This window comes from Streptomyces sp. NPDC048288 (assembly GCF_043201555.1).
GTDB lineage: Bacteria > Actinomycetota > Actinomycetes > Streptomycetales > Streptomycetaceae > Streptomyces.
Window position 1 is genome coordinate 203,973 of the sequence record NZ_JBICZD010000004.1, and the last position, 11,465, is coordinate 215,437.

The 11,465-nt window shown below is 71.7% G+C and carries 11 protein-coding genes; 4 read left to right on the forward strand and 7 right to left on the reverse strand.

The window, feature by feature from the left end; translation table 11 throughout:
* Positions 1-9: 9 nt before the first annotated feature.
* From ACGFZS_RS16375 to ACGFZS_RS16390, 4 genes are read right to left on the reverse strand one after another with little or no spacing between them, the layout of a single operon-like run.
* Complete coding sequence (locus tag ACGFZS_RS16375; protein WP_393795616.1) at positions 10-1,347, reverse strand: STM4012 family radical SAM protein; 1,338 nt, start codon at positions 1,345-1,347, stop codon at positions 10-12.
* On the reverse strand, positions 1,344-2,159 hold the full coding sequence (locus ACGFZS_RS16380; protein WP_393796018.1) for an STM4013/SEN3800 family hydrolase: 816 nt from the start codon (positions 2,157-2,159) through the stop codon (positions 1,344-1,346). The genes ACGFZS_RS16375 and ACGFZS_RS16380 overlap by 4 nt, the downstream gene beginning before the upstream one ends.
* 7 nt (positions 2,160-2,166) lie before the next feature.
* Positions 2,167-3,363, reverse strand: coding sequence for an STM4014 family protein (locus ACGFZS_RS16385; RefSeq protein ID WP_393795617.1), 1,197 nt, complete (start codon positions 3,361-3,363; stop codon positions 2,167-2,169).
* An 11-nt stretch (positions 3,364-3,374) separates the two neighbouring features.
* Positions 3,375-4,334, reverse strand: coding sequence for an STM4015 family protein (locus ACGFZS_RS16390; protein ID WP_393795618.1), 960 nt, complete (start codon positions 4,332-4,334; stop codon positions 3,375-3,377).
* Positions 4,335-4,553: 219 nt separating this feature from the next.
* Between ACGFZS_RS16390 and ACGFZS_RS16395 the strand changes: the two genes are divergently transcribed.
* Positions 4,554-5,402 (forward strand): chitosanase, encoded by an 849-nt coding sequence (locus ACGFZS_RS16395; RefSeq protein WP_393795619.1) that lies wholly within the window; start codon positions 4,554-4,556, stop codon positions 5,400-5,402.
* Between the two features lie 56 nt (positions 5,403-5,458).
* On the opposite strand, the gene ACGFZS_RS16400 is transcribed toward ACGFZS_RS16395, so the two are convergent.
* Genes ACGFZS_RS16400 through ACGFZS_RS16410 form a run of 3 tightly spaced genes read right to left on the reverse strand, consistent with a single transcriptional unit; the run spans position 5,459 to position 7,446 of the window.
* Positions 5,459-6,265, reverse strand: a complete 807-nt coding sequence (locus tag ACGFZS_RS16400) for an SAM-dependent methyltransferase (RefSeq protein ID WP_393795620.1) — start codon at positions 6,263-6,265, stop codon at positions 5,459-5,461.
* A 48-nt stretch (positions 6,266-6,313) separates the two neighbouring features.
* Positions 6,314-6,574, reverse strand: coding sequence for a DUF397 domain-containing protein (locus ACGFZS_RS16405; RefSeq protein WP_355718706.1), 261 nt, complete (start codon positions 6,572-6,574; stop codon positions 6,314-6,316).
* Positions 6,571-7,446 carry a helix-turn-helix domain-containing protein gene (locus tag ACGFZS_RS16410; RefSeq protein ID WP_393795621.1) on the reverse strand — a complete coding sequence of 292 codons (876 nt, stop codon included), beginning with the start codon at positions 7,444-7,446 and terminating at the stop codon, positions 6,571-6,573. The genes ACGFZS_RS16405 and ACGFZS_RS16410 overlap by 4 nt, the downstream gene beginning before the upstream one ends.
* A gap of 235 nt (positions 7,447-7,681) precedes the next feature.
* On the opposite strand from ACGFZS_RS16410, the gene ACGFZS_RS16415 reads away from it, so the two are divergent.
* The 3 genes from ACGFZS_RS16415 to ACGFZS_RS16425 all read left to right on the forward strand — a co-directional run bounded on the left by ACGFZS_RS16415 (position 7,682) and on the right by ACGFZS_RS16425 (position 11,462).
* Positions 7,682-8,122, forward strand: a complete 441-nt coding sequence (locus ACGFZS_RS16415) for an ATP-binding protein (RefSeq protein WP_365683456.1) — start codon at positions 7,682-7,684, stop codon at positions 8,120-8,122.
* Between the two features lie 296 nt (positions 8,123-8,418).
* Entirely contained in the window at positions 8,419-8,634 is a 216-nt protein-coding gene (locus ACGFZS_RS16420) for a hypothetical protein (protein ID WP_393795622.1), read from the forward strand.
* 248 nt (positions 8,635-8,882) lie between these two features.
* The gene (locus ACGFZS_RS16425; RefSeq protein ID WP_393795623.1) at positions 8,883-11,462 is read left to right on the forward strand and encodes a Pls/PosA family non-ribosomal peptide synthetase; all 2,580 of its coding nucleotides are present in this window, start codon (positions 8,883-8,885) and stop codon (positions 11,460-11,462) included.
* Positions 11,463-11,465: the final 3 nt, after the last annotated feature.

Consider the following 11,465-nt stretch of genomic DNA (forward strand, 5'->3'; position numbering starts at 1 on the left):
GCCGGGCCGTCACTTCCGCTCGTAGGCGGCCATCGCGGCCCGCACCGCCGGGGAGAACAGGCCGGGTCCGATCGCGTCGGAGTGCGCGAGGCCCTCGGGGGTCAGACGCAGGACCGTGCCGTCGTCGGTCAGCCAGCCTCGGTCGGCGAACCGGCCGAGTTCGGTGGCGAAGTGGTCGCCGGGGGCCGCGCCGAAGCGGGTGCGGTAGTCGTCGTGCCGCAGGCCCTCCGCCTGCAGCAGGGACTGCAGCAGATGCCGTCGCCGGGCCTCGTCCACGCCGATCCGGCGGCCGATCTCGGCGTGCGCGAAGTCCCCGGCGGGGCGGGAGACGTAGTCGTCGACGATCCCGCGTATCTCGTGCATGTCCACGGCGTAGTCGAAGGAGTAGTGCAGCCCGGAGGTGTACGAGCGGGCGCCGCAGCCCAGCCCGATCATGCCGTCGGTCTGGCAGGCGTAGTCGTCGGCCCCCTGCGGCGGGGCGTCGGCGCGGCGGAACATGCGCATCGACTGCTGGGTGTAGCCGTGGGCCAGGAGGTGGTCGCGGCCGGTGCGGTAGAGGTGCAGGCGCTGGGCGTCCCAGGCCGGGTCGGAGTCGGTGGCGGTGCGGCGGCCGAGTCCGGTCAGCGGGCGGACGTAGAGCGGGTAGAGGTACAGCTCCTCCGGGCGCCAGGCGAGGGCCGCGTCCAGTGAGCGCAGCCAGGTCTGCTCCGTCTGGCCGTCGATGCCGTAGATCAGGTCGATGTTGAGCACCGGGATGCCCGCCTCACGGATCCGGGCGAGCGCGGCCTCCACGTCCGCGCGGCGCTGCGGTCGTACGGCCGCCCGTGCCTCGGAGTCGACGAAGCTCTGCACGCCGAGGCTGAGCCGGGTGGTGCCGCGCTCGGCGAGGACGGCGAGCCGGTCGGCCGTCGCGGTGGCGGGCGAGGCCTCCACCGAGAGGGGGACGGCGCGCAGGTCGGCGCCCATCCGCCGCTCGGCGATGTCGCAGAGCCGGGTCAGCTCGGCGGCGGTGAGGAAGGTGGGGGTGCCGCCGCCGAAGGCCGCCGTGGCGAACCGTACGCCGTCCTGGTCGCCGAGGGCCTCGCGGACGGCCCCCGCCTGGCGTTCCAGGGCGTCCAGGTAGGCGCCGGTGAGGCCGTCGGGGGCGCCGATGCGGGTGAAGAGGTTGCAGAAGCCGCAGCGGACCTCGCAGAACGGGATGTGCAGATAGAGGGAGAGGGCGTTCTTCGGCTCGGCGGCCCACAGGTCGCGCAGCGCGGGGCGGTCGGGCAGCCGGCGGTAGGCGGTCTTGTGGGGATAGGCGTAGACATAGCTCTGGTAGGGGCTTGTCGCGGTCGCGGTGGTCATCGGGCGGCCTCCGCCGGGTCCAGGAAGAAGTGGGCGTACGGCACGGTCCACACGGACTCGTGGCCCAGGCGGTGGCCGGTGTAGCCGTCGTCGCCGTAGGCGGTGCCGTGGTCGGAGCAGACGATCGCGAAGCAGCGGCGCCGGCTGCTCGCGGCGGCGAACAGCCGGCCGATGTGCCGGTCCACGTACTCCAGGGCGGCGGCATGGGTGGCCCGGCTGTCGCCCGCCTCGCGGGTGGCGCCCGGCAGATGGAACCAGTTGGGCTGGTGCAGGGCGGAGACGTTGACGAAGAGGAACAGCCGCTGTTCGCGGGGGAGTTCGCGGACGACCTGCTCGGCGCGGGCCACCTGGTTCTCGAAGGAGTGGGGCGAGGTGACGCCGAACTCCGGTTCCCAGTGCGCCTCGTGGAAGAGGCCGGGCAGGACGGAGCCCAGCGGGCCCCGCCGGTTGAAGAAGCCGACGCCGCCGACGCAGACGGTGCGGTAACCGGCCTCGGCCAGGCCGGAGACCAGGTCCGGGGTGTCGTAGACGAAGGTGCCGGGGGCGGTGGTCTCGCTGCCCGCGAAGCTCGCCGCGAACAGGCGGGGGTGCGGGCCGGGGGCGGCCGGGGTCGGCAGGAAGCCCGCGAAGATCGCCTGGTGGGAGGCGTAGGTGAAGCTGCCCGGGGCGTGCCGTTCCTCCCACACTCCGTTGGGGAGATGGCGGGCGAGGTGGGGCAGGCGGCCCTCGGCGGCGAGTTCCACGGCGACGTCGTGGCGCAGGGTGTCGAGGGTGACGAGGAGGAGGTCGTGGCTGCCGACCACCTCGGTCATGTCCGGCTCAGCGGCCGGGGCGGGCGAGGGCATGCGGGTCGTCCTTAGGTGTACGGGTGTAGCGGTGCAGGGCGGCGGTGACCTGGGCGGCATAGGTGTCCAGGCCCTCCGCGCCGCTGCCGGGCAGGCCGGTGAGGCGGGGCAGCAGGTCGCCGAAGGCGTTCACCTCGCCGACCGCGGCCCGCCGCCAGCCGATCGCCGGCAGCAGGTCGACGCCGACGCACAGGGTGCGCGGGAAGCAGGCGGCGGCCCGCTCGCACACCCCGAGCACCTCGGACCAGCGGGCACCGGCCGCCTCGACCGCCTGCCGGGCCGCCGCCAGGTCGCCCCGGCGGCCGCCGAGATGGAGGTTGGTCAGCGGGGTGCGGCTGGTGCGGACGACCGCGTGGGTGGCCCGGCCGGCCACCACCACGACCCGCAGATCGGCGGCCCGCCCCTGCTGGGAGGCCTTCGGCAGCCACCGCTCCAGGTGCAGCCCGTCCGGCGCGAGCGCGTCCACGATCGCCGCGATGTCCGCCTCGCTCTCGTACCGCCGTACCTTGAGCGAGTTGTGCAGCGCGCCGTCGGCCGTGCGCTCCACCGAGGTGGTCGCCCGGATCCGGCCGCCGCCCGCCGACTCCACCGCCAGCACACCGGACGCGGAGGAGCCGTGCGCCGGTTTGACGAAGAGCCGGGGCATCCGGTGCTCACGCATCAGCGCCCGCACGTCGTCCCAGCCGCGCACCGGCGCCGCGTCCGGGCCCGAGGTGGGCGAGGCGGGCACCGGCACCCCGGCCGCGTCGAGCACGGCGTGGCAGCGGCGCTTGTCGAAGAGCACGGCCAGGTCGCCGGGGTCGTCGAGGCGCAGGCCGCCGCGCAGGGTGTCCAGCGCGGCGGTGAACCCGGCGTACCAGCGGGCCGAGCCCTCCACCCGGGTCGGCTCGCGGTCGCCGCGCAGCACCCGGTCGACCTCGGTGTTCTCGCCGGGGGAGTCGATCCGGACGATCTCCTCGGCGCCGAACCCGGCACCGCCGGCCCGCAGCACGTCGAGCCAGGGGACCACGCGCGGCGCGGGCAGCCCGGCCGCGCGGACCGCGTCCGCGAAGAGCGCGACCCGGCGGTTCTCCGGGTTGCCGACGACCGCGAACCGGGCGCCCGCCCCCGCCGGTCCGCGCCGGCGGCCGGGCTCCGGGGGGAGATCCGGCACGCGGGGGAGGACCGGCATGGCGGGGCCGGTCACTCGCCCACGGCGATGTACCGCCACACCGTGCCGTCGTCGCCCTTGTACTCGTCGGCGTCGTCGTGGTCGAGGTCCACCTCGACGCCGGCGGGTATCAGGGTCGCGCGGACCCGGTCCTGGAGCCGCTCGGTCAGGTAGTTGTGGTGCAGGTCGAGCTTCTTGAGATGGGTGAGCGGCCGGCCGTCCAGCAGCGCGGCGGCCCCGTCGTCGGTCAGGACGCCCATCGACAGGTCGAGCACCTCCAGCCGGTCCAGGACGGGGGAGTCGGCCACGGCGGCGGCGACGGCGTCCTGCATCTCGCTGTTGCGCAGCGCCAGATGACGCAGGGCCGGCAGCCGGGCGCCGGACAGGATCCCCGCCAGATCGGCCGCCTCGCTGTCGCCGCCGTAGTTCGGCGTGCCCAGCCACAGGTCCAGGTGCTCCAGCGCGGGCAGGTCGCTCGCGCCCACCCCGCGCACCACCGCGGCGGGCAGCCCACCGGCCTCCATCGTCAGCCGCCGCAGCCCGGTGTGCCGCAGCGCGGTGAAGCCCAGCCCGGAACCGCCGCGCACCCCGAACTCCACCAGTTCCGGGAAGGCTTCGAGCAGCGGGGCGACATCGGTCTGGTTGATCCAGGAGATCTCGCACTCCTCCATCACCATGTCCCCGAGGAACAGCGCGCGCAGCGCCGGGAACCGGTCCCGCGCGGCCAGCAGCGCCTCGATCACCGCGGACGGATCGGTGTCGTACGCCTCCTCCCAGGCGCCGACGATCAACGCCCGTACCCGGGTGGTGTCGACTGCGGCGAGGAAGCGGGCGAACGCGTCCGCCCAGTCCTCGTCCGCGTCGTAGACGTCACCGGTGATCCGCCAGGCGACCGTCTCCGCGTCGGGCAGCCCGTCCGTGGGCGCGTCCGGGCCGGGGAAGGTGTGGGCGGGCAGCCGGTACAGGGCGGAGAGATGGTGATGGATGGTCATGGGCTGCTCCTGTGACGGAAAAGGGTGCGCTCGGTGATGATCGCAGTTGTACCAAGCGGCACTGACAACGCGGTGTCCCCTCGGTGGACTTGTTCGACCCTACGAACTTTCTGTGTGACGGGTACACAACACCGGCCATCACTGATACATCACTGATAGGAAACCTTCCTATCGGTAAGTGCGCCAACTCCCCACCCCCCACCACCTTCTGGAGCCCCCGTGAGTCATCCGAACGACGCGACCACGACCCCCGTCCTGACCTCCCGCCGCGCCCTGCTCGCCCTGCTGGGCGTGTCCGTGGCCGCGGCCCCCCTGCTGCGCCCGGTGCACGCCTCGGCCGTCTCCACGGCCGCGAGCTGTGTGGGCCTCGACGACCCGGCGAAGAAGGAGATCGCCATGAAGCTGGTGTCGAGCGCGGAGAACTCCTCACTCGACTGGAAGGCGCAGTACAAGTACATCGAGGACATCGGCGACGGCCGCGGCTACACCGCCGGGATCATCGGATTCTGCTCCGGCACCGGCGACATGCTCGACCTCGTGCAGCTCTACACCGACCGCAAGCCCGGCAACGTGCTCGCCAAGTACCTGCCGGCGCTCCGCCGCGTCAACGGCACCGACTCGCACTCCGGCCTCGACCCGAACTTCCCCTCCGACTGGCGCAAGGCCGCCCAGGACAGCGCGTTCCAGCAGGCGCAGAACGACGAGCGCGACCGTGTGTACTTCAACCCGGCCGTCAGCCAGGGCAAGACGGACGGGATCGGCACGCTGGGCCAGTTCACCTACTACGACGCCATCGTCATGCACGGCGACGGCGACGACCCCACCAGCTTCCGCAACATCCGCAAGCGCGCCCTCGGCCACGCCAAGCCCCCGGCGCAGGGCGGCAACGAGAAGACGTACCTCAACGCCTTCCTCGACGCCCGCGTCTGGGCCATGAAGCAGGAGGAGGCCCACAGCGACACGACCAGGGTCGACACCGAGCAGCGGGTCTTCCTGAACAAGGGCAACCTGTGCCTGAACACCCCGCTGGACTGGAAGGTCTACGGGGACAGCTACCACATCGGCTGACCGCCCCCGGGCTGTCGTACCGCCGGGTCACGGCACGGTACGACAGCCCGCACGCGCTACGGCTTGATGCCCACCCCGGTCCACAGGCTGACCTCCGCGTCGGTGGCGGTCGGTTCGCCGTCCGGGCGCCAGCGGTGGCCCACCGAGACACCGGGGTCGAGCAGGTCGAGCCCCTCGAAGAAGCGCGCCACGTCCTCCCGCGAGCGGAACTGCACCGGAGTGCCGGCCCCGTTGTAGATGTCGGTGACCTTCCGCCAGGTGCCCGGGTCGAAGTCGGGCGTGCAGTGGCTCAGGGCGAGCGCGCTGCCCGAGGGGAGCACGTCCAGCAGCCGGCTCACGATGCCGTACGGGTCCTGCGCGTCCGTGACGAAGTGCATCAGGGCGTTGAGGGACAGCGCCACCGGCTGCTCCAGGTCCAGGACCGCGGCCAGCTCCGGGGCGTCCAGCAGCGACTGCGGGTCGTTGACGTCCGCCTCTATGTAGGTGGTGCGCCCCTCCGACGTGCTGCGCATCAGGCGCTCGGCGTACTTGAGGACCAGCGGGTCGTTGTCGGCGTACACCACCCGTGCCTCGGGGACCACGGACTGGGCCACCTGGTGCAGGTTCGGCTCGGTGGGGATGCCGGTGCCGATGTCGAGCCACTGCCGGATGCCGTGCTCCCGGGCGAGCACCCGGGTGGCGCGGTGCATGAAGGCACGGTTCTCGCGGGCGCAGACGAAGATGCCCGGGTAGGCCGACGCCACGGTCTCGGCCGCCTTCTTGTCGACCTCGAAGTGGTCCTTGCCGCCCAGGTAGTAGTCGTACATCCGGGCGGAGTGGGGCCTGCTGGTGTCGATGTCCCGCGCCGCGTGCGAGGTGGTCATGCTGTCCCTTTCGGTGGATGCGTGGGGGGAGAGGCCGGCCGGCGGAGGTCAGCCGGTGGTGAGATGGTCGGCGAGGCCCCGCTTGATCCCGGCGACGAACGCCGTGATCTCCTCCGGGGTGTAGATCAGTGCCGGGCCGGCCGGGTCGGTCGACTGCCGCAGCGCGATCCGGCCGTCGGAGAGCTGCTTCGTCTGCACGCACTGGCCCCCGTTGGGGCCGCTCCAGGGAGACTCCCAGCCCTGCTCACCGAGGTCCGAGGCGGGCATGCCGTTGTACACGTCGTGGGCACTGCCGTCGATGATGGTCATGCGTACTCCTTGCGCATGCGGTTCAGGAGCGCCCTGCTGTGCGCGTCGGAGGTCAGCAGGGACATGCGGTTGTGCGCCTCCAGATGGGCGACGACGTCGGAGCGCTGGTCCAGGTACATCGCGCCGGAGAGGATCTCGCTGTAGACGATGTCCGGGAGTTCGGGCTCCGCGAACCGGAAGTAGGTGAACGGGGCGCAGGCGCCCACATGGGCGCCGGCGGTGAACGGGACGACGTCGACGCTGACGTGCTCCAGCTCCGAGAGCTCCAGGATCCGTTCGATCTGCTCGCGCATCACCTCGGGGCCGCCCACCACCCGGTGCAGGACGGCCTCCTCCATCACCACCCATAACGTGGGGGCGTCCGCCCGCTCCAGCAGGGCCTGCCGGCGCAGCCGCAGGTTCACCCGCCGCTCCAGGTCCTCGTCGCGGTCGTTCGGGAAGCCGCCGCCGAGCACCGAGCGCGCGTACGCGGGGGTCTGCAGCAGCCCCGTGACGTAGTGCGGCTCGTAGGTGCGCACGGTCTGGGCCCCGGTCTCCAGGCTCACATAGGCGCTGAACCAGGTGGGCAGCACATCGCGGTAGGTGTGCCACCAGCCCGGCTCGTTGGCCCGCTCGGCGAAGGCGACGAACTCGTCCATCTCCTGCCGCTCGGCGCCGTAGGTCTCAAGGAGCTTCTCCACGTACAGGGGCTTGAGCGCCACCTCCGCCTTCTCCAGCCGGCGGATGGTCAGGGGAGTGACCCGGAGCGCCCGTGCCGCGTCCTCCAGGGAGACGCCCGCCCCCTGGCGCCGCTCCTGGAGTCTGCGGCCCAGGATCATGCGCAGAACGGTGGGCGCACTGGTGCTGCCCGCGTTCGAACGGCCTTCGCTCACGCCCTACCTCCTGAGGGACTGTCACCGGGTCGAGTGTGACAGGCACTTGATGAAGCGACCATACGGATACCCGCATCCTGAAATTATCAGGGAGTCGGTTGCAGGCTGAACTTGCGGGCGCGCATAGTTACTTGAGTAAATCGCGTGCACGATCACGGGCAACGTCCGCCTCCCGTGGAGACGTTGCCCTGCCCTGCCTGTTCCCCGCCGCGCCCGCCTTACGGAAGGCAACACCGTGTCCCCCCACACGACTTCCCCCCGCGATCTGTTAGACGTCGCCGACCCCGCCCAGGCGCACTGGATCGAGCTGCCCTCGCACCGCTCCAGTGTCAGAGTCGCCCGCCGCTCCGTGAGAGCCCGGCTGAGCGAGTGGGGGCTGCCCCGCACGCTCTGCGAGGACGCGGTCCTGCTCGTGTCCGAACTGGCCACCAACGCCGTCATCCACACCCTGAGCGTGCGCATCCTGTGCGGGATGGGCCTGGTCGCCGACGGATGCGTACGGCTCGAGGTCCACGACCACGACTACTCGGGCCGCGGCCTGCCCCGCTGCGAACCCGGCCCCGACGACGAGGGCGGCCGCGGGCTGCTGCTCGTCGAGCAACTCGCCCACTCCTGGGGCGTCGACCGCTCCAGGCTCACCAGCGGCCACGCCGTGTGGGCGACACTGACGGCCTGAGAGCGGCGCCGGGCACCCATGGGGGTCTTGGGGTGCCGTCCGGGCGGGCCGGGGAACCCGCCCGGACCGACTCCGCCGGGAACACGCGGAGCCGGCGCCGGTCCGGTGGGCGCGGTCGCCCCGTAGGGGGCGGGCGACCGCGCCCACCGACGCGCGGGGCACGCGGAGTGACGTGGCGTGTGCGCCTGGTGAAGGCCGTGGAGGCGGGTGCCCGCCCGGCTTGCCGGCCGTCCGCCGATTTCCGGCCCGGTGGGCCCGGGCCGCTTGAGCCGCCCCGTGGGGGGCACCAAGTAACTATGGAAGGCGCGCCCGTGATCGTGCAGCCGCCGGGCTCCGACGGCGGCCGGAAGGTCACGATCCGTGGAGAGTACGTCGGCACCGCGTACCACCTGCTCGACGTCGTCGAGTTCCTGCGCCGGGCGGGTCTGCCCGAGAGCAACACGACGGTCGACGACCCCGAGCTGATCGAGTGGCGCGGCATGGGCCCGAAGGCCTGGACCGCGGCCGGCTGACCGGCGGCCCCGGGCGGGCCGCTGTGCGCCGATGCGCCGTCCGGTGCGGCACGCCCTCGGATGGGGGTCCGCCGTGTGGGTGACGCCCGCGATGCCCGTGCCGGCGCGGAAGCCGGGGATTACGGCCCGGTCGAACACTTCTCACGCCCAGGTAAACCCTGGATAAAAGTGGCAAAAGGGACGCCTCTCTGGACAGACTGAATCCGCCGGTTCGTGATCAGGAACATCCACGTTCTTCAGGAGATCGCATGGTGGAGCAGTCCTCCGAGGTCGTGTCGGAGCCGGACGAACCTGCCGTCGCCCTGAGCGGCACCGGCCCCGGCGCGGCGGACACCGAGCGGCGGTTCGCGCAGGTCCTGGCCGACCTCCTCGGTACCGAGCGGGTTCCGGCCGACGGCCACTTCTTCACCGATCTCGGTGCGAACTCCCTGGTCATGGCCCAGTTCTGCGCGCGAATACGCAAGACCGCGGATCTGCCGTCGCCGTCCATGAAGGACATCTACCGGCACCCCACGATCCGCGGCCTGGCCACCGCCCTCGGCGAGACCGCCCCCGCCGACCCCGCGGCCGCGCCCTCGGCACCGGCGCCCGTACCGGCTCCGGCGGCCGGGAAGGGCGGGCACCGGCCGAGCCACCTGCTCTGCGGAACCCTCCAGCTGCTGGTCTTCCTCGGCTACTCCCTCGTCTCCGGGTTCGTCACCGCCGCGGGCTACGAGTGGATCGCCACCGGCAAGGGCCTGGCCGACGTCTATCTGCGGTCCGTGCTCTTCGGAGGCGCCGCCTTCGTGGCGCTGTGCGTGTTCCCGGTCGTCGCGAAGTGGCTGCTCATAGGCCGCTGGCGGCCCGCCGAGTTCCCCGTCTGGGGCCTGGCCTACCTGCGCTTCTGGCTCGTCAAGGTGCTGCTGCACGCGAACCCGATGGTCTTCCTGACTGGAACCCCGCTGTACGTGCTGTACCTGCGGGCCCTCGGCGCGCGGATCGGCAGGGGAGTGACGATCCTCTCCCACTCCGTCCCGGTCTGCACCGACCTGCTGACGATCGGCGCCGGCACCGTGATCCGCAAGGACTCCTTCCTCCTCTGCTACCGGGCCTACGCCGGACACATCCAGACCGGCCGGATCACCCTCGGCGAGAACGTCTTCGTCGGCGAGAAGACCGTGCTGGACATCGACACCTCGATGGGGCACGGCGCCCAGCTCGGCCACTCCTCCGCCCTGTACCGCGGCCAGGCGGTCCCGGACGGCGAGCACTGGCACGGATCCCCGGCGGAGCCCACCCGGGTCGACTACGTCAGGGTCGCCCCCGCCCCCTGCGGCACCCTGCGCCGCGCCTGGTTCGGCCTCGGCACCCTGCTGCAGCTGCTCTTCCTGTACATCCCGCTGCTGGTCGGCGGAATCTACATGCTGTTCACCGAGGTACCGGCGATCGGCAAGCGACTCGATCCGGAGACCGCCGCACTCGCCCCGTCGGCACTCCTGCCCGACGCCCTGGTGCTCTCCCTCGTCCTGTTCTTCGGGTTCCTCGTCCTGGGCCTGGCCGCCCTGTGCACGCTTCCGCGCCTGGTGGGCCTCGTCGTCAGACCCGACAAGGTCTATCCGCTCTACGGATTCCACTACGCGCTGCAACGGACCACGGCCCGCATGACGAACGTCAAGTTCTTCGCCTGGCTCTTCGGCGACAGCTCCTACATCGTGTACTACCTCCGCGGTCTCGGATACGACCTCTCACGGGTCGAGCAGACCGGGTCGAACTTCGGCACCGAGGTGCAGCACGAGTCACCCCTGCTGGTCTCCGTCGGCAGCGGAACGATGGTCGCCGACGGCCTCTCCGTCCTCAACGCCGACTTCTCCAGCACCTCCTTCCGGCTGTCCAGAGCCACCATCGGGCCGCACAACTTCCTCGGCAACAACATCGCCTACCCGGCGGGCGGCAGAACCGGGGACAACTGCCTGCTCGCGACGAAGGTGATGATCCCGCTCGACGGCGAGGTCCGCGAAGGCGTCGGCCTGCTCGGCTCCCCGTGCTTCGAGATCCCCCGCACCGTCGAGCGCGACACCCGCTTCGACCACCTCAGGACCGGCGACGCGCTCCACCGGCGGCTTGCCGCGAAGAACCGCTACAACCTCCGCTCGATGGCGCTCATGCTGTTCGTGCGCTGGCTGCACACCTTCGCGCTCACCCTGTTCGGGCTCGCCTCCGTGGACCTGTACGGAGTGCTCGGGCAGGTGGTGATCGCCGGATACCTGGCGTTCACGCTCGCCTTCTCCACCGTGTACTTCATCCTGGTGGAGCGCTGCATCGGGTCGTTCCGCGCGCTGCGCCCCCGGCTGTGCTCGATCTACGAACCGTACTTCTGGTGGCACGAGCGGCTGTGGAAGGTCCCGGACCACTTCCTCAACGTCTTCAACGGAACCCCGTTCAAGGCGCTGGTCTGGCGGCTGCTGGGGGTGCGCATCGGCCGCCGGGTGTTCGACGACGGCTGCTATCTGACCGAACGCACCCTCGCCACCATCGGCGACGACTGCACGCTCAACGCCGGCAGCAAGATCCAGTGCCACTCGCAGGAGGACGGCACCTTCAAGTCCGACGTCACGACGCTCGGCACCGGCTGCACCCTGGGCATCGCCGCCCATGTGCACTACGGCGTGACCATGGGCGACGGCGCGGTGCTCGCCCCCGACGCCTTCCTGATGAAGGGCGAGGAAGTCCCCCCGAACGCCCGCTGGGGCGGCAATCCCGCGATCGACATGCCCGAGCGCGGCAGCCCGCCGCGCGCCGTCGGCCGGGTCACGTCAGCAGCCAACGCCGCCACGGCGACCGTGAGTTGAGGA

What these genes read in the sequence shown, in the direction of transcription:
- ACGFZS_RS16375 (WP_393795616.1), bottom strand. Translation starts at nt 1,347, where the DNA reads ATGACCACCGCGACCGCGACAAGCCCCTACCAGAGCTATGTCTACGCC.
- ACGFZS_RS16380 (WP_393796018.1), bottom strand. Translation starts at nt 2,159, where the DNA reads ATGACCGAGGTGGTCGGCAGCCACGACCTCCTCCTCGTCACCCTCGAC.
- ACGFZS_RS16385 (WP_393795617.1), bottom strand. Translation starts at nt 3,363, where the DNA reads ATGCCGGTCCTCCCCCGCGTGCCGGATCTCCCCCCGGAGCCCGGCCGC.
- ACGFZS_RS16390 (WP_393795618.1), bottom strand. Translation starts at nt 4,334, where the DNA reads ATGACCATCCATCACCATCTCTCCGCCCTGTACCGGCTGCCCGCCCAC.
- ACGFZS_RS16400 (WP_393795620.1), bottom strand. Translation starts at nt 6,265, where the DNA reads ATGACCACCTCGCACGCGGCGCGGGACATCGACACCAGCAGGCCCCAC.
- ACGFZS_RS16405 (WP_355718706.1), bottom strand. Translation starts at nt 6,574, where the DNA reads ATGACCATCATCGACGGCAGTGCCCACGACGTGTACAACGGCATGCCC.
- ACGFZS_RS16420 (WP_393795622.1), top strand. Translation starts at nt 8,419, where the DNA reads ATGGAAGGCGCGCCCGTGATCGTGCAGCCGCCGGGCTCCGACGGCGGC.
- ACGFZS_RS16425 (WP_393795623.1), top strand. Translation starts at nt 8,883, where the DNA reads ATGGTGGAGCAGTCCTCCGAGGTCGTGTCGGAGCCGGACGAACCTGCC.